This is a genomic window from Anaerotruncus sp. AF02-27 (assembly GCF_003465835.1).
GTDB classification, from domain to species: domain Bacteria; phylum Bacillota; class Clostridia; order Oscillospirales; family Ruminococcaceae; genus Anaerotruncus; species Anaerotruncus rubiinfantis.
Genome location: NZ_QSBX01000002.1, coordinates 129,395 through 145,043 on the forward strand (window position 1 = coordinate 129,395; position 15,649 = coordinate 145,043).

A 15,649-nucleotide genomic window follows, 5' to 3' on the forward strand; every position below is an offset into this window, starting at 1 on the left:
TGTGATTTTTCAAATAACAAGCCTTCACGCGGCTTTTTATGCGGATTTTCTTAGTTTCCGGCATCCGAAAGCATTTCCCGCGCATGCGAAAGCGCGATCTCACTCACCTTTTCCCCGCCCACGATTCGCGCGAGCTCCCGCACGCGCGCCTCGCGGTCAAGCGGCTGGATCGTGGTGAAGGTTCGATTGTCATGGGTCTGTTTGGAGATGTATAGATGCTGTTTTGCGAACGACGCGACCTGTGCGAGGTGGGTCACAACGATGACCTGCCGGTTCTGGGCAACCTGAGCGAGCTTCTGCCCGATTTTCTGCGCCGCGCGTCCGGAAACGCCTGTATCGACCTCGTCAAAGATCAGCGTACCGATGCCGTCCCGGTCGGCAAGCACATTTTTGATCGAAAGCATGATGCGGGAAAGTTCACCGCCCGAAGCGATCTTTGCGAGTGACTTCGCCTCCTCACCCAAGTTGGTCGCGATAAACAGCTCCATATCATCGATTCCATCCGGCGAAAGCGGCTTTTCCCGCCGGATGACCGAGAGCCGCACCGACGGCATATCGAGAAATGCAAGCTCATCCATCACTGCTTTCGTGAAACGTGCGGCCGCCTGGATCCGCTTTTCGGAAAGTTCCTTCGCCAGCTTTTCGGCCTGCGCAAGCAGCGCGCCAAGCTGGCCGCGCAGCTTCTCTGCGCGCGCATCGGACGACTCGATCTGGGACAGCTCCTCCTGCGCCGCGTCGCGAAAGGCGAGCACCGCCGGGATATCCGCGCCGTATTTCTTTTTGAGGGTGTAGATTGCGTCAAGCCGCCGTTCCACCTCATCAAGCCGTCCCGGATCGCAGTCGAAATTCTCCAGAAGGTCATGGATATCCGCGCCCATCCCTTCCACCTCGTAAAAGATGTCGGTAAGCCGCTCGGAAAGCGGCTGCGCCTCCTCCATGTATTTTGCGGCCTGCTGCATATTTTCCATCAATGCGCCTAGCAGGCCGGTAAGTCCGCGTGTCTGCTCGTCCCCATCAAGAATCGCGATGCTGCCGCCAAGCGCTTCGGTGACGCTGAGCGCGTTCTTCATCAGCTTGCGTTGGGAACGCAGATCCTCTTCCTCGTCCGGCTGCAGGTTCGCCGCGTCGATTTCATTGATCTGATAGCTGAGCAAATCGATCCTGCGGGCCTTTTCCGCCTCGTCAGTGTCGACGCTTTCAAGCTCCCGGCGCACCTCCATATAGGCGTGATACGCCTGCCGGTATTTTGCCGACAGCGGCGCAAGCTCCCCGTAGCTGTCGATGAAGCCAAGGTGTTTTCCCGGTGAGAGGAGCTGTTGATTGTCGTGCTGTCCATGCACATTGATGAGCAGGCTGGAAACAGTCTTCAGAATCGATGCAGTCGCTGGGCGGCCGTTCAACCGGCAACTCGACTTGCCATCGGCGGAAATCTCCCGCGCAATCAGCACCGAGCCGTCATCGTCCGAATAACCCGCTTCTCCAAGCGCCTTGCAGGCCTCGTCAGAAATCCCGGTGAACAGCGCCGAAATTGCGGCTTTCTGTTCGCCGGTGCGGATCATTTCCTTTGAAGCGCGCTCCCCCAGCACCGCGTTAATTGCGCTGATGAGGATCGTTTTTCCCGCACCGGTTTCGCCGGTAAAGACATTGAGCCCCTCAGCAAAATCGATCGTCGCCTCACTGATGACTGCGACGTTGTTTATGTAAAGCTGTGAAAGCATCTGCTCACCCCTTACTTGCCAATTTTCCGCGCCGTCAGTTTGACGCGGACATCATCTTCCGCAGCTGCATGACCAGTTCGCGGGCATTATGGTCGTCCCGCATGATCGCCAGCATGGTGTCATCCCCCGCAATGGTTCCAACCACCCCGTTCCAATGCAGCGTATCGAGCGCCGCGCAGACCGCGTTCGCCATGCCGGTGTAGCATTTAATCACCAGGATATTTCCCGCTGAATCGACCTCCTTGACCGATTCGGAGAAAATCACCAGGAATTTATTGCTCATCTCGCTTTTTGGCGCTTCCCCATGCGCTGTGTAGTGATATTTTCCATCCGGTGTCAGGGTTTTTATCAGCCGCAGCTCTTTGATGTCGCGGGAGATAGTCGCCTGGGTCACCGGAAACCCATTGTCCGCCAGAAGGCCCAGCAGTTCGTCCTGCGTTTCAATCGGCCGTGAATTGATCAGCTCCAAAATTTTGGCATGTCGCTTTGCTTTCATACGCCTTCCCCCCTGGATTTGAGTTTCTTACTGAGAATACCGGTAAAGGTCTTTTCGGCAAAATTGATAAACGGGACGGTTCTTTCTGATTTTTGAATCCGCACCTGCCGGTCCGCGTCCAGCCCGGCAATCCGTTCGCCGTCCACACTGACCACGATATTATCCGAATTATTGACAAATTTACTGCGTACATTCAGCTGCATCCGCGGCGAAAGCAAAATCGAACGGTCATACAGCGAATGCGGGCAGATCGGCGTGAGAACGATCGTGTCGATCACCGGGTCTACGATCGGTCCACCCGCCGAGAGCGAATAAGCTGTCGAGCCGGTCGGCGTTGCAAAAATGAGCCCATCCGCCCGGTAGCTGCCCACCGGCTGCCCATTTCCGTCAAGAATTTCCAGATCAACCAACCGGGCGTGTCCACCCTTTGCGATCACCACGTCGTTGAGCGCGTAATACAGCTGTGGATCGCTGCCGACGCGCATCTCGAGCATCATCCGGTTTTCGATGGTATAATCCCCGTCCGCAAGCCGGTCAAGGTATTCCATCTCGTTCGGTTCCAGCTGCGCCAGGTAGCCGAGCCGTCCGGAGTTGATCCCCAAAAGCGGCTTTTGATGTTGCATTGCATGCTTTGCACTGTGCAGAATCGTACCGTCGCCACCGACCGTGATGATCACGTCGCAGCCGGTGATCTGCTCGTCAAACGGGGCAAAATGCACGCCTGTAAAACGGCCTGCGTACTTCTCATCCATCAGGATGGCACAGGCGCAGGAATGCAGCCGCCGGATGAGCGGCTCCATCAGACAAAGAGTGTTGTCCCTTGTGAGGTTCGGCATAATCAGCACTTTTTTTCCCATCATAGCGGTATTCTCCTAATCCAGATCTGTGTGGGACTGTTCAACAAGCGACTTTACCATCTCATCATTAACCGAGTCGCCGCCCGCGGCTTTTTGCAGGTACATCAGGTATTCGATGTTGCCTTCCGGCCCCTTGACCGGAGAAAAATCGATTCCACAGACCGCAAATCCGTTCTCCCGGGCATACTGGCAGGCGTTCCGCAAAACTTCGATGTGGGTGGCCCGCTCGCGTACCACGCCCTTCTTCCCGACCTTCTCGCGGCCGGCCTCAAACTGCGGTTTGACCAAGCAGACCGCCTCGCCGTCCGGTTCGAGCAGGGCGGCCGCCACCGGAAGCACCAATTTGAGCGAGATAAACGACACGTCAACACTCACGAAAGAAACCGGGTCCGGGATCTGCTGCTTTGTCACACCCCGGATGTTGGTGCGTTCCAGGTTCACAACCCGTTCGTCGCTGCGCAGACTCCATGCAAGCTGTCCATACCCCACATCCACCGCGTAGACCTTCGCTGCGCCGTTTTGCAGCATACAGTCGGTGAAACCGCCGGTTGACGCGCCGATGTCCATACAGGTCTTTCCCGCCAGCGTGATCGGAAAAACGGCCATTGCCTTTTCCAGTTTCAGCCCGCCCCGGCTGACATATCTGAGCGTTTCCCCGCGCACTTCAATCTTTGCGCCGGGCTTTATCTCCATGCCCGGCTTATCGGCCTTCTGGTTGTCCACATAGACCTGTCCGGCCATAATCACGGCTTTCGCCTTTTCCCTGCTTGGAAAAGAACCGTTCTCCACCAGCAGGATATCCAGTCTTGTCTTCACGCCGCCCTCCCGGTTCGTCAGAAATCAAAAGTAAAGCTCTGCAACTGTTTGCGCAATCGACTGTGCGTCCAATCCGCAGGATTTGAGTGCTGCAGGGACCGCCATCTGGCGGATGCATGGGTTTTCAATGGCGCGGATGCTCATCCGGCCGCGGTAACGCGCGGCCGAAAGCGCCGCGAGGAAATGCTCCCCGATCCCGCCGCTGCGCACGCCTTCCTCCACAAAAAGGATGGTGCGATACTTTCGTGCGATCTGCACGCATTCCTCCGGGAGCGGATGGATTTTGCACAGTTTGAGCAGGTCGGCTTTTTTATGCTGCGCCTCCAGAAGTTTCACCGCTTTATAAACCTCCGAAGTCTCCCGGCCATAGGTGATGAGCAGCGTGTCGCCGCCGCTCGAGATATGGGTATAATCCTCCGCCGCGGAAAAAGCCGGATCTGAAAGCTCCGGTTCACCGCCGCGCGGGTAGCGTACCGCGGCGATCCCATCGGTATGATAAAGCGCCCGTTCCAGCGCATATTGAAGATCCCGGAAGGTTGCGGGAGAATAGACCACACAGTTTGCAATTTCACTCAGGAACGCCGCGTCATAAAGCCCCTGATGCGTCTCGCCGTCATCCCCGACGATCCCGGCACGGTCCACAGCCAGGACAATATGCTGTTTTTCGATCGCGGCATCATGGATCAACTGATCAAATCCGCGCTGCAAAAAAGTGGAATAGACCGCAAAAACCGGCCGCAGCCCGCCCGCGGCAAGCCCACAGGAAAAAGTCACGGCGTGTTCCTCCGCGATTCCCACATCGAAGAAACGATTTTTGTCCCCAAATTTCTGTGCGAACGGCGTAAGCCCCGTCCCGTCCTGCATGGCGGCTGTAATGGCAACGATCTTATCATCTTTTTCAGCAAGGCCCGTCAGCATCCTGCCAAATTCCGAAGAAAAGGACGCGCCCGGCGTTTTGGTATGGCCGTTCGAGCGGTTGAACTGTCCCACGCCATGGAATTTTGAAGGGTCCTGCTCCGCAAACGGGTAACCTTTGCCCTTCACGGTGTTCACATGGACCAAGACCGGCCGATCGACCTCTTTGGCGCGTTCCAGCATCTTAATGAGCACCGGCAGGTCATGTCCGTCAACCGGTCCGAGATAATAAAAACCGAGATCCTCAAAGAGGTTGCTGTGATAGATCGCCTGGCGGAACATATCCTTCGACTGCTTGACCACGTCGCGCACGCTTTCGCCCACGACCGGAATTTTGACAAGCGCTCCCTCCACTTTATCCTTGAGGTTCAGATAACCGTCCGAAGCGCGTTTTGCCGCGAGATAGCGGGCAAAAGAGCCGACACTTTTTGAGATCGACATCTCATTGTCATTGAGCACAACAATCAGCCTGTCGCTGCTGCGTCCGGCATTGTTGAGCCCTTCATATACCATTCCGCCGGTGAATGCGCCGTCACCCACGACCGCGATCACATGGTGCGGATCTCCTGACAAGGTTTTCGCCTTTGCAAGCCCGCATGCGGCGGAAATCGAGGTGCTCGCATGCCCCGCAATGAAGCAGTCGTATTTGCTCTCACTCGGGCGCGGAAATCCGGAAAGGCCGTCCTCCTGCCGGATGGTCGAAAACCGGTCAGCACGTCCGGTGAGCAGTTTATGGGTGTAACATTGGTGCCCCACATCCCAGACAATTGAATCGTCCGGCAGGTCGAACACCGTATGTAGTGCGACCGTCAGCTCAACCGTCCCCAAGTTGGAAGCCAGATGCCCGCCGTTTTCCGACACCGTGCGGATCAGCTTCTGCCGGATCTCCCAGCAAAGCAGCTTTTGCTGTTCTTCGCCAAGTTTTTTCAGGTCGCCGGGCAAGGTCAATGTATTGAGAAGGTTATATTTTGCCAAGATTTCACCCCATGTCTCTATTAAAATGCCGGGACGAGCACCGCAATCAGAATTCCGAGGATTGCGCCGCACAAAACCTCCAGCGGCGTATGGCCAAGGAACTCCTTGAGCGCCTTGCGTTTTTTGCCATCCGGACCCGTTTCCTCTTCCAGGAATTCTTCTCCGCGCGCGAGCGCGTCGAACTCCTCCTTGAGCGCCTGAAACAACTCTTTAAAATCGATCACCATCTTATTGAGCACCTTCGCCTGTTCGCCGGCCGCGCGGCGCACACCCATCGCATCGTACATGACGATGCCCGCAAGCGCCACCGAAAGAGCAAATTCCGGCGCCGCGTATCCCACCTTTTTTGCCATCCCGACCGCAATCGCACAGACCAGCGAGGAATGCGAGCTCGGCATGCCGCCCGAACCGACCATCCGCTCCCAGTTGATCTTTTTCGTGCTGATATAGCAGAGAAACGTCTTGATGAACTGCGCGGCAAACCATGCAAGAAAACCCACATTCAGGACATAGTTGCTGGTGATCACTTCCAATGGATTCATACAAACCTCCTATAACATACCGCTGGCCTTTGCGGTCAGTGGTCGCGCGTCAGGATCATGTCCGCAGCCCAACAGAGAAAACCGTTGTCCGCAACCGCCGAAATATACGCCTTCGCTTCATCCACAAGCCGGGCCGCCTGTTCCCGTGCGCCGGAAAGCCCATACAATGTAACATAGGTGGTCTTTTCATTCTCCGCGTCGCTGCCGATCGGTTTTCCAAGCGTTTCTAGGCTGCTGGTCACATCAAGGATGTCATCGGTGATCTGGAAGGCCAGCCCATAACAGCGCGCATACGAATCGGCCGCCGAACGCATTGCATCGTCAGCGTTCCCGGCGATACAGCCGAGCCGTGCGCTTGCTCGCAGCAGAGCGCCGGTTTTGAGCGCGCAGAGGGTGCCGAGCGTGTTGCCGTCAATCCGTCTGCCTTCGCTGCCGAGGTCAATCACCTGTCCCCCGATCATTCCGAACACGCCGGACGCTTTCGCAAGCGTGCCCGCCGCTTCAACTTTCTGCGCATCGGAAAGCGGCGAGGCCATCACTGTTTCAAAGGCATGCGTCAAAAGCGCGTCACCCGCAAGCAGCGCGTTCGCCTCTCCGAATTCCCTGTGACAGGAGGGTTTGCCGCGCCGGAAATCGTCGTTGTCCATGCAGGGCAGGTCGTCGTGGATGAGTGAATAGGCATGCACCATCTCCACAGCGCAAGCAAGCGCCATCGCCCCGTCCCGGGTCGCGCCCGCGAGCCGGCCGAACTCGAGCGCCAGTGCCGCGCGCAGGCGCTTGCCCGCGTCGAGCAGGCTGTAGCGCATCGCGTCGATCACCGCCACCTGCAGGCAGTCGTTTTTGTAGGCGAGCCGCTCGCGCAGCGCGTCATTTGTCTGTTTTGCGTAAGCTGCCAGCTGTTCTTCAAACCGATTCATCCTGCGCCTCCATCGTCGTCTTTGCGGCGGAGAGCTTCTCCACCTTGAGCTTTGCGGCTTCCAGCTTCGCGCCCGCCAGATCGATCAGCTTGACCGCCTCGGCGTAAAGCTTGATCGCCTCATCTATCGAAATATCCCCTTCGAGCGCCGCGACGATCTCTTCGAGCCGTGCGATCGAGGATTCCAATGTCACCGTCTTGCTCATTTTATTTTCTCCTTTGCTTTCTCCACGCCGTTCACCGTGGAGCGGATCGTTCCGTCCGCGACCCGGATTTCCAGCCGGTCGCCCGTTTTTACCTGCGCGACTGACAGAACGGCTTTCCCATCCGGCCCGGTCGTCAGGCTGTAGCCGCGTGCCAGGATCTTCACCGGGCTTCTGCCTTCCACCAGCGCCGCCAGATATCCCAGCCGGTTTTCCCGCTCCGCAATCCGTTGTTCCACCGCGCTGAAGGCGAGTTTTTTAAGCATAGCGAGCCGCTCCCCACAGTGTTCAAGCACTCTTTCTGGGGTCGTCAAACGGGCCTTTGCGTTTTTAACACGGGTTTCGTATCCGTCAAGCCTGCGTGTGACCACCGCATGGCAGCGTTCCTGCATGTCCGCGAGATAATACCGCAAATCGGAAAGGTCAGGCGAAACGAGTTCCGCCGCCGCCGATGGAGTCGGTGCGCGCAGATCCGCCGCGAAATCCGCGATCGTAAAGTCGGTCTCATGCCCAACAGCCGAAACCACCGGGATCTCGCTCGCGGCAATGGCGCGCGCGAGCCGCTCGTCGTTAAACGCCCAGAGATCCTCGATTGAACCGCCGCCGCGCCCCACGATGATCACATCACAGAGCCGCCCGGCGCAGAGCGTCCGGAGGCCGTCAATCACCGTCTGTGCGGCGCCCTTCCCCTGCACTTGAGCTGGGTAAAGCACAACTTTGGCAACCGGGTAGCGCCGGGAAAGGATGTTGAGCATGTCCTGCAGCGCGGCGGCGCCTTCGCTCGTCACAATGCCGATACGTTCGGGATAGACCGGGAGCGGACGCTTACGGGCCTCATCGAAGAGTCCTTCCCGGGAGAGCTTCTCTTTGAGCTGCTCATAAGCCAAATGCAGTGCGCCAATCCCATCCGGCTGCATATCGGTCACATAGAACTGGTAGCTGCCGTCCCGCTCATAGAGCGAAACCGAACCCGACACAATCACCGACATGCCGTTTTCCGGAAAAAATGGTACGCCTGCCGCATAGCTGCGGAACATCACCGCTTTGATGGATGCGGCATCGTCCTTAAGGGTAAAATAAAGGTGGCCGGATTTGTAATGCCGGGTGAAATTTGAAATCTCTCCGCGCACCATCAGGCCACCCAGGACCTTGTCGGACTCCAGAACCGATTTGACATAACGGTTCAGCTGGGAAACCGATACCACCGTCGGCGCTGTCATGAATCGATCCCTCCCGTCTGCGCGATGCACGCGAGAATCGCCGCGCCCGCGGCATTGTCGGAAGAAAACTGCGGATCGGCAAAATATCCGCCGTAATGGCGGGTGATCTGTTCCCGGATGATTCGGTTGGACATCACGCCTCCCGAATAGACGACCGGCAGTTCCCCATAAAATTTTTTCACCCATTCGGTCATCCCCGCCAACGCCGCATAGATGGAATCGAGACAGAAGCGCGCGATATCGCAGGGCGCTTCACCATCAGAAAGCATTTTCCGGCAGCGGTTCTCAATCCCGGAAAGCGAGCAGTCCGCGCCCTTGAAGGTAGGTTTCACCTTATATTGCCGCTGTGATGCAAGCGCAAGCGCCTCAAGCGCGCGACCTGCCGGAAAAGAAAGCCCCAGCATCCCGCCTACCCGGTCTACCGCCTGTCCTGCCTTGAGGTCGAGCGACTGCGCGACCAGTTCCACGGAAAAAATCAGCTCCTTGTCCGGTTTCACAAACAGGCATTCGGTTGTCCCGCCCGACAGGTGGAACGCCACGAACGGTTTTCCCACAAGCGGAAGCTGTCCGGCGGAGTAGAGCGCCGCCGCAATATGGCCGCGCTGATGCGAAACCGCGGTCACCGTAAGCCGGTTTACCGCGGCAATTGACCGCGCAACCGTTTCACCTACGAGAAAACAAGGCATGTAAGAACCCGCTGCATCGCGCGGGCGCACCGAGACGCCAACTCCGGAAACCGGCCCGGGGGCTTGCTGCATCAGCCCTTCAAGCAGTTCCGAAAGCTGCTTGACATGCGAAAAAACGGCCTCGCTTTGCCTAAGGCCCAGCGAGCCGTCTTTTACCGCAAGCAGCCTTTTATTCTGCAAAACAATATTGTCGCCGCTTTGATAAAGCGCCGTGGAAGTCGTATAATTGCTGGTGTCCAGCCCAAGGAACAGCATCTTACTGCGCCGCCCGAGCTGCGGCGGCAGCCGCATCGAACTCCTCGACCGCCTGTGCTTCCTCCGCGGCCTGTTCGGCGGAGTCATCCGCCGCCTTTTCCGCAGCGAGCGCCTCCGGCACCTCCTGCCCTTTTGCGCGCACATATGCACCGAGCACCCCGTTTACAAACGAAAAGTCGTCGGTGTTGCCGTATTTCTTTGCCAGTTCGACAGCTTCGTTGATCGAAGCGCCGACTGGGACCGTATCGATGTGGTCAATCTCCCACAGGCTCATGCGGATGATCGAAAGCGCGACGCGGGACATGCGGTTCAGCTTCCATTTCTTTGAGTAGGCCGTGATCGTCTCGTCCAGCCACGGCAGATGCCCGCATACATCTTTTGCAAGGTTATATGCATAATCATCCACCTCGAGGCTGCGTCCGATGGTCGCCTCCTCGATGATCTCGTCGATCGACTCATCCTTGAACGAACGCTCAAAGATCAGCATGAAGGCCTGTTCGCGGGATTCGCTACGTTTCATATATTACGCTCCTAGGGTTGTCCCTTTTGCAGGACACATTTTTTCGTGGTTCATTTTTTGGCGGTATCCAACCCGATGACAAGAAAGCCCTCCAAGCAAGCCGGGAGGGCGGGCGACTATTCTTCAGCTGTCTGAGGGACCTGTTCGGGTTCGTCGAACACAATTCCCGCAATGTCAATGTTCACGCGGGAGACTGCGATCCCGGTCATGTTCTGCACCGCTTCCTTGACCGCCGCTTGAATCTTTTCCGCAACCTGCGGAATATTCACACCAGATTTGATGTTGACATGGATATCGATCACGGCAATGTCGTCGCTCAGATCAATAGCGATTGGTTTGGCGGATTGTTTTTTGATCAGCCAGCCCTTGAGGTTGGTGGTGAAAGAGGCGAGTGAATCCACGCCTTCGATTTCAAGCGCGGCAAACCGCGCGATCGTGGCGATCACATCGCGGGAAATTTTCAGGTTGCCAATCGATTGGCCGCTGTCACGAGTCTGCATAGCGATTCTCCTTCTGTATGAAAAAAGTCGGCGCTTTGGTTGGTAGACAGATTGCACGATGCCCTTTGACCATCCTGCATATGTAGATATTATAACATAAATTTCCGAATATACAACCGTATATACAGGATTTTCACAAAGAAAAGCCCGCCTTGAAGAGCGGGCTTTTTGGATATTTTTCAGTGTCAGTTGATTTCCACAATCGAGATATTCTCCGCCGGGATGCTGGTTTCCTTGAGGATGATGTCCTTCATCTGGGCGACCTGGTCGGCTTCAAGCCCTTCGGTTTTTACCACGACGTCGACGCCTTCGGTATCGTAATAAACCATACAGTCCTCAAAGCCCTTGGCTTTGATCAGGTTTTCGATCTTCCCCTCGGTTTCGATCGACTGGGAAATTTCAGTCGCCTTGAGCACCATCTCCGCCTTCAGATCGGGATCGATCTCAGCGTCCGCGAGCATATTCTTGAGCGTTTCGACCGATTCATCGCGGGAACGCTGGCGGGTGACTTTGGCCTCGGCAAAATACGCTTCCCCGTCCACGCCCGCGAGCGCCGGATCGTTCGAGTCGACCAGCTGCGCGTCCCCGTAATTCTTATCGCTTTCGAGCGCAGCGGTCGGTGTGAGCGCGTTGTCCACCTGCGCGAACTGGTAGTTGACATAAACTGCGAGCCCAAGCCCCACAACGAGCGACGCCAGGATGATGTGTTTTTTTCTGATGACCATATTCATACGGGTTTCCTCCTCAAACTAACTGATTTTCGTAACACAAACTTTATTGTAAGGGATGCCGAGCGCGGTGGTGACCACCTGCGTCACCCGCTCCTGTACAATCATGCTGCCCGCTCCCTCGCAGACCACCACGACCCCCTGGATCGTCGGCTGTTTCTGCGTTTTGAGCAGGGCTTCCTTTTTGCCGCTGCCCGCGTCCACAACGATATACTTCTCTTCGGTATTCTGCTGCTGCGTTTGTTTTTTTACCTCATCCCCTTCATAGCTGTTTACCTGGTTTACATTCTGCGACTGCTCCACCGCATAGACATATTCCACACCGTTTTCCGCGGTGACCATCACTTCGCACCGTCCCACTCCATCCACACTGCCCACAATCTTTGTGAGCCGCCCTTCAAGCTGCTCGATGTATGCTTCGGAAGTCTGCTGCGCTCCGCCCACCGCCGGGTTTTCCTTCGCGCCGGCCGGCAGCACTGCTGACATCAGGATCAGGCACATGCCAGCTATCCCGATGAGAAAAAGGGCCTTTCCTTTTTGCTTTTGAAACAGCGCTGCGATTTTATCTGGAAAAAGGATTCCTTTCTTAAGCTCATTCATGTGGTCACTCCTTTTGATATCCAATGAGTACATTGACGCCAAGCCGTTCCATCAGTGCGGTTCGGATTTCGTCGTGACGGGGAAGGTACGATTCGTCCAATTCCACCTCACACTCACTAATAGATATGCCGTTTTCATCGTCGGCATGAATATTTACATAAATTTTCTGGTATTCGATTCCCATTTCGGCTAATCTGTCGGCGGCCGCGATCCGGATACTTTCGCTTGCAATTTCGCCGGTCTGCTCCTCCACCGCCGAGGTGAGATTCTTTGCCCGCCGCTGCACCTCCCGCTGCATCTCGTCCGCTGACTCCAGATCGAGGGAAATCGGCGCAAGCGCCAGCGGAGAAAGCAGGCAGCTCAGGAAGAATACGCTGGAGGTAATATTGAAGAGCCGCTGCATGTTCGATTTTGGCAGGATCAGCTGCGCCAGCCCGCAGGCAATCGCGGCCGCGCAGATTCCAAACGCCCATTGACGGATGCTCTCCATGTCTATCTTTATACCCCCATTGAAATAATTAGAACCAGCGAGGTCGAAATGATGATCAAAAGCGCGAAGCACAGGATCACCGCGATCAGCACCCCGAGCGTGGCCGAAGCGCTTTTTAAGATCTGCGCCACCGGTTTCACCCCAAGCATCTCCCCGAGCGCCGACGAAAGATTCACCGCCAGATACCACATAACCGTCTGCAAAAGGATCGGCAGGAAGGTCATCGCCGCCACCAGCACCCCGAACACGCCGACTGTGGTCTTGAGAAGCTTCATATACCCCTGCGTGGCTACGAACGCGTCCGAAAGGGCGCTCCCCACCACCGGCACAAAGCTGCCGATCAAAAATTTGGCCGTCTTGGAAACGACTGTGTCGCTTCCTGAAGCCACCATCGTCTGTAAGCTGAGCAGCCCGACAAAAATGGTCAGCAGAAGTCCCAGCGCCCAGGAGACCGTTTTTCGTATCACCTGTGCGACCGCGTTCACATCGATACCGGGCGCCAAACTCCCCGCGATGCAAAACGCCAGATAAATTCCCATGAGCGGTACCAGCACGCTGGAAACGATCTGCGCCACCACCTGGCAGGCCATGAAAAGGAACGCGGTATATGCTCCGGCGGTGACCGGCTGGCCGCTCACCGTCACCACCGTGGAAAAGACCGGGATAAAAGCGAGAATAAAATTTGAGCCGTCATGAATCGCCCGCGCGGTTGAGGTGATGCAGTCAACAATCGGCGCGATGATCGAGGTGGCGATGCAGACGACTGCAACCGCCGAAAAAACGCTTGAAAGCGTCCCTTCCCAAAGCGAAGTCTTGAGGCTGTCAAGCAGCGCACAGAGAAGGATCGTCCCAAGCACCGAACCGAACACAGTGAGCGGCATCCGGACCCGTTCGAGGACCAGCTGCCAGACGGCCTGAAAAAAGTCCTTCGGGGAAAGGCTCAGCAGCTGCTTATAGTCAATTCCAGTGATCCCGGTATCGTCAAGCAGACTCTGCGCATCCTGCGGCAGATTCCCGAGAAGCTCGTCCGCCCCTGCCGCATCCAGCTGCGCCTGATAATCATAATCCCCAAGTTCGGATTTTCCGAGATCCGCTGCGCAGGCCGGGACGCATAACCCAAACACCAACAGGCAAAACGCCAGTACCAGGGCTGTCCATTTCATCCGTTCACCCCCTCATCCGATCAGGCTCCCCACCACCGCCAGGATCTGTTCAAAAAGCGGAAGCGAAATGAGCAGCACCGAGATTTTACCCGCCGCTTCCACCTTGGAAGCGACCGCCGTTTCTCCCAAGTCCCGGCAGGCATCGCAGGCGATCTGGGTGATAAAACAGATGCCAAGCGCCTTAAAAAGAATTTGTACATATTCGGCGCGTGCGCCGGTCTTTTGCAAAAGCGCCTCAATCCGCTCAAAAAGCGGAATGCCTGCGGAAATGATCATCCCAAGAATCAGGATACCGGTCAGCAGTGAAATCATCAGCGAAAATTCCGGATTCTTTTGTTTTAAGATTGTCGAAAGGGCAACCGCGATCACCGCAAGCCCTGTGACCGTGAGCATATCCAGGCCCTGCATCTCAGTAAAGCCCAAACACGGTCTTAACCGTTTCAAATAATGTATTGATCTGCACAATAATCATCATGAGCACCACAATCAGCCCGGCCAAAGTTGTCATCATAGCCTGCTCTTCCCGTCCGGAACGGATGAGCACCTGATTGAGTACCGCCACGATGATGCCAATGGCTGCGATTTTGAAAATCAAATCCACATCCATAACTTTCTCCTATCCGCCGAATCACGGCTTTTCTTTCCTGGATGGGAGAAGTCCTCTCATCCTTGTCCTTTGCAATATAGATATGCCTGTCCCCTCCATTTCAGAACCGTTTTCTTCATCTCCTTTTTTTGCCCAATAAAAAACGACCCTCAAAAGGGTCGTTTGCCATCCTGGCGCAGACTGCCGGGACCATGCGCTTTCCCGGGCGGCACAGATACGGAAGAAGCTGCTCCGGGTTCCCCGCGCGGCAGTCAAGAAATTCTGCAAAAATTTCTGCTCTTGAACAAAAAGTGAGACTATGCTAGAATGATGAAAAATGTCGCGGTCAAATTGTTTATATCCTACGAATTTGTTTCAACCGGCTAACAACAAAGGAGGAGCTCATGAATATTCACGAATCCGCGGAAAACTATTTGGAAGCTATCCTGATTTTGAAAAATGAAAAGGGATTGGTCCGTTCCATCGATATCGCACAGCATCTGGGCTTCTCCAAACCAAGTGTCAGCCGCGCAATGAGCCAGTTTCGGGAAAACGGCTATATCATCATGGATAAGGATGGGTGGATCACCCTCACCAATTCCGGGCGCGAAATTGCGGAACATATCTATGAACGGCATCGTTGCCTCACCGAATGGCTGACCGCGCTCGGCGTATCCGCCAAGACCGCCGCTGCTGACGCCTGCAAAATTGAGCATGACATCAGCGATGAAACATTCCAGAAACTGCGTGAGCACATCGGTAATTCCCCAAAATGAGTTTTGGGTCAGGTCTTGACAATTTGGTTAGCATATGCTAATCTTATTTCAGACTAGTGATCACCATAATATTAGAATAGAAAGACGGATGCGTCTTTTCTTTTTCCTTATCGGTTAGCGTTTACTAACTAAAGGAGGAAATCAATCATATGACTCGTTCTTCGAAATCACCAGTTGCTTTTTCCTGTGCGCTCGCGCTGACGGGGCCCAAACCTGAGAATATGGTTTGCTTGCGGCCCGAATTCCGAATGGGAGGAAAATCTGATGTTATCCAGTTCATCCACTCGGTACCTGCTTGCAATTTATGAATTGAGCAACGGCGGCGCCGCCGTGCGGTCAGTTGATATCGCGAATCTTTTGCAGGTCAGTCGGGCCAGTGTTGTAAAGTGCCTGAAAAAGCTTGTCGAAGAAGGGCTTATCCAAAAAGAATACTACGGGAATGTCCAGTTCATGCCGCTTGGCGTGCGGGAAGCCAACCGCATCTACACCGAGTACACGTTGCTTTTCACTTATTTCTCCCAATGTCTCAGGCTTTCTACGGCAAGTGCGCGCAACGACGCCATTGCCGCCCTCTGCTATTTTTCCGAAGAAGGAAAAGAAGTGCTGATGCAGCGCGCCCTGAAAAATGCCGGCTGTGCTTCGCCCAACCGCATATAAGCGCCAATATGCGGGCCCAAAGGAACCAAT

20 protein-coding genes are annotated in these 15,649 nt (G+C 55.6%); 2 read left to right on the plus strand and 18 right to left on the minus strand.

What is annotated here, in order from left to right:
• Window positions 1-50 precede the first annotated feature (50 nt).
• The 18 genes from recN to spoIIIAC all read right to left on the minus strand — a co-directional run bounded on the left by recN (window position 51) and on the right by spoIIIAC (window position 14,207).
• Entirely contained in the window at window positions 51-1,718 is a 1,668-nt protein-coding gene (gene recN, locus DWV16_RS02675; RefSeq protein ID WP_118477725.1) for a DNA repair protein RecN, read from the minus strand.
• A 34-nt stretch (window positions 1,719-1,752) separates the two neighbouring features.
• On the minus strand, window positions 1,753-2,214 hold the full coding sequence (argR, locus tag DWV16_RS02680; RefSeq protein ID WP_066459467.1) for an arginine repressor: 462 nt from the start codon (window positions 2,212-2,214) through the stop codon (window positions 1,753-1,755).
• On the minus strand, window positions 2,211-3,074 hold the full coding sequence (locus DWV16_RS02685) for an NAD(+)/NADH kinase (protein ID WP_118477726.1): 864 nt from the start codon (window positions 3,072-3,074) through the stop codon (window positions 2,211-2,213). The genes argR and DWV16_RS02685 overlap by 4 nt, the downstream gene beginning before the upstream one ends.
• A 12-nt stretch (window positions 3,075-3,086) precedes the next feature.
• Window positions 3,087-3,887, minus strand: a complete 801-nt coding sequence (locus DWV16_RS02690) for a TlyA family RNA methyltransferase (protein ID WP_118477727.1) — start codon at window positions 3,885-3,887, stop codon at window positions 3,087-3,089.
• 24 nt (window positions 3,888-3,911) lie between these two features.
• Window positions 3,912-5,777: a 1-deoxy-D-xylulose-5-phosphate synthase gene (gene dxs / locus DWV16_RS02695; RefSeq protein ID WP_242863677.1), complete on the minus strand. Its 1,866-nt coding sequence runs from the start codon at window positions 5,775-5,777 to the stop codon at window positions 3,912-3,914.
• Between the two features lie 20 nt (window positions 5,778-5,797).
• The gene (locus DWV16_RS02700; protein ID WP_066459464.1) at window positions 5,798-6,319 is read right to left on the minus strand and encodes a divergent PAP2 family protein; all 522 of its coding nucleotides are present in this window, start codon (window positions 6,317-6,319) and stop codon (window positions 5,798-5,800) included.
• A gap of 35 nt (window positions 6,320-6,354) precedes the next feature.
• Entirely contained in the window at window positions 6,355-7,236 is an 882-nt protein-coding gene (locus tag DWV16_RS02705) for a polyprenyl synthetase family protein (protein WP_066459459.1), read from the minus strand.
• On the minus strand, window positions 7,223-7,441 hold the full coding sequence (gene xseB, locus DWV16_RS02710) for an exodeoxyribonuclease VII small subunit (protein ID WP_066459458.1): 219 nt from the start codon (window positions 7,439-7,441) through the stop codon (window positions 7,223-7,225). Before xseB ends, DWV16_RS02705 begins: the two co-directional genes overlap by 14 nt.
• Window positions 7,438-8,658 carry an exodeoxyribonuclease VII large subunit gene (gene xseA / locus DWV16_RS02715; protein WP_118477728.1) on the minus strand — a complete coding sequence of 407 codons (1,221 nt, stop codon included), beginning with the start codon at window positions 8,656-8,658 and terminating at the stop codon, window positions 7,438-7,440. Before xseA ends, xseB begins: the two co-directional genes overlap by 4 nt.
• Window positions 8,655-9,635 (minus strand): peptidase M22, encoded by a 981-nt coding sequence (locus DWV16_RS02720; protein WP_243007263.1) that lies wholly within the window; start codon window positions 9,633-9,635, stop codon window positions 8,655-8,657. The genes xseA and DWV16_RS02720 overlap by 4 nt, the downstream gene beginning before the upstream one ends.
• The gene (gene nusB, locus DWV16_RS02725; RefSeq protein WP_066459456.1) at window positions 9,601-10,119 is read right to left on the minus strand and encodes a transcription antitermination factor NusB; all 519 of its coding nucleotides are present in this window, start codon (window positions 10,117-10,119) and stop codon (window positions 9,601-9,603) included. The genes DWV16_RS02720 and nusB overlap by 35 nt, the downstream gene beginning before the upstream one ends.
• Before the next feature lie 116 nt (window positions 10,120-10,235).
• Entirely contained in the window at window positions 10,236-10,619 is a 384-nt protein-coding gene (locus DWV16_RS02730; RefSeq protein WP_066459453.1) for an Asp23/Gls24 family envelope stress response protein, read from the minus strand.
• A gap of 185 nt (window positions 10,620-10,804) precedes the next feature.
• The gene (locus DWV16_RS02735) at window positions 10,805-11,350 is read right to left on the minus strand and encodes a SpoIIIAH-like family protein (RefSeq protein WP_118477729.1); all 546 of its coding nucleotides are present in this window, start codon (window positions 11,348-11,350) and stop codon (window positions 10,805-10,807) included.
• Between the two features lie 18 nt (window positions 11,351-11,368).
• Window positions 11,369-11,947, minus strand: a complete 579-nt coding sequence (locus tag DWV16_RS02740) for a hypothetical protein (RefSeq protein WP_118477730.1) — start codon at window positions 11,945-11,947, stop codon at window positions 11,369-11,371.
• Between the two features lie 4 nt (window positions 11,948-11,951).
• Window positions 11,952-12,437 carry a stage III sporulation protein AF gene (locus DWV16_RS02745; protein ID WP_066459448.1) on the minus strand — a complete coding sequence of 162 codons (486 nt, stop codon included), beginning with the start codon at window positions 12,435-12,437 and terminating at the stop codon, window positions 11,952-11,954.
• Window positions 12,438-12,445: 8 nt separating this feature from the next.
• The gene (locus DWV16_RS02750; protein WP_118477731.1) at window positions 12,446-13,600 is read right to left on the minus strand and encodes a stage III sporulation protein AE; all 1,155 of its coding nucleotides are present in this window, start codon (window positions 13,598-13,600) and stop codon (window positions 12,446-12,448) included.
• Between the two features lie 12 nt (window positions 13,601-13,612).
• A complete protein-coding gene (locus DWV16_RS02755) occupies window positions 13,613-13,993 on the minus strand; it encodes a SpoIIIAC/SpoIIIAD family protein (protein WP_242863675.1) in 381 nt (126 codons plus the stop codon).
• Between the two features lie 16 nt (window positions 13,994-14,009).
• A complete protein-coding gene (spoIIIAC, locus tag DWV16_RS02760; RefSeq protein WP_066459444.1) occupies window positions 14,010-14,207 on the minus strand; it encodes a stage III sporulation protein AC in 198 nt (65 codons plus the stop codon).
• A gap of 383 nt (window positions 14,208-14,590) precedes the next feature.
• Here spoIIIAC and DWV16_RS02765 point away from each other — a divergent pair, with 383 nt between their 5' ends.
• Together DWV16_RS02765 and DWV16_RS02770 are read left to right on the plus strand one after the other, a co-directional pair.
• Window positions 14,591-14,962 (plus strand): metal-dependent transcriptional regulator, encoded by a 372-nt coding sequence (locus DWV16_RS02765; protein ID WP_066459442.1) that lies wholly within the window; start codon window positions 14,591-14,593, stop codon window positions 14,960-14,962.
• 264 nt (window positions 14,963-15,226) lie between these two features.
• Entirely contained in the window at window positions 15,227-15,619 is a 393-nt protein-coding gene (locus tag DWV16_RS02770) for a metal-dependent transcriptional regulator (RefSeq protein WP_066459439.1), read from the plus strand.
• The last annotated feature ends 30 nt before the right edge of the window (window positions 15,620-15,649 follow it).

Coding starts and splice junctions, on each gene's coding strand:
- recN (WP_118477725.1), bottom strand. CDS start 1,718: ATGCTTTCACAGCTTTACATAAACAACGTCGCAGTCATCAGTGAGGCG.
- argR (WP_066459467.1), bottom strand. CDS start 2,214: ATGAAAGCAAAGCGACATGCCAAAATTTTGGAGCTGATCAATTCACGG.
- DWV16_RS02685 (WP_118477726.1), bottom strand. CDS start 3,074: ATGATGGGAAAAAAAGTGCTGATTATGCCGAACCTCACAAGGGACAAC.
- DWV16_RS02700 (WP_066459464.1), bottom strand. CDS start 6,319: ATGAATCCATTGGAAGTGATCACCAGCAACTATGTCCTGAATGTGGGT.
- DWV16_RS02705 (WP_066459459.1), bottom strand. CDS start 7,236: ATGAATCGGTTTGAAGAACAGCTGGCAGCTTACGCAAAACAGACAAAT.
- xseB (WP_066459458.1), bottom strand. CDS start 7,441: ATGAGCAAGACGGTGACATTGGAATCCTCGATCGCACGGCTCGAAGAG.
- xseA (WP_118477728.1), bottom strand. CDS start 8,658: ATGACAGCGCCGACGGTGGTATCGGTTTCCCAGCTGAACCGTTATGTC.
- DWV16_RS02720 (WP_243007263.1), bottom strand. CDS start 9,635: ATGCGGCTGCCGCCGCAGCTCGGGCGGCGCAGTAAGATGCTGTTCCTT.
- nusB (WP_066459456.1), bottom strand. CDS start 10,119: ATGAAACGTAGCGAATCCCGCGAACAGGCCTTCATGCTGATCTTTGAG.
- DWV16_RS02730 (WP_066459453.1), bottom strand. CDS start 10,619: ATGCAGACTCGTGACAGCGGCCAATCGATTGGCAACCTGAAAATTTCC.
- DWV16_RS02735 (WP_118477729.1), bottom strand. CDS start 11,350: ATGAATATGGTCATCAGAAAAAAACACATCATCCTGGCGTCGCTCGTT.
- DWV16_RS02740 (WP_118477730.1), bottom strand. CDS start 11,947: ATGAATGAGCTTAAGAAAGGAATCCTTTTTCCAGATAAAATCGCAGCG.
- DWV16_RS02745 (WP_066459448.1), bottom strand. CDS start 12,437: ATGGAGAGCATCCGTCAATGGGCGTTTGGAATCTGCGCGGCCGCGATT.
- DWV16_RS02750 (WP_118477731.1), bottom strand. CDS start 13,600: ATGAAATGGACAGCCCTGGTACTGGCGTTTTGCCTGTTGGTGTTTGGG.
- DWV16_RS02755 (WP_242863675.1), bottom strand. CDS start 13,993: ATGCTCACGGTCACAGGGCTTGCGGTGATCGCGGTTGCCCTTTCGACA.
- spoIIIAC (WP_066459444.1), bottom strand. CDS start 14,207: ATGGATGTGGATTTGATTTTCAAAATCGCAGCCATTGGCATCATCGTG.
- DWV16_RS02765 (WP_066459442.1), top strand. CDS start 14,591: ATGAATATTCACGAATCCGCGGAAAACTATTTGGAAGCTATCCTGATT.
- DWV16_RS02770 (WP_066459439.1), top strand. CDS start 15,227: ATGTTATCCAGTTCATCCACTCGGTACCTGCTTGCAATTTATGAATTG.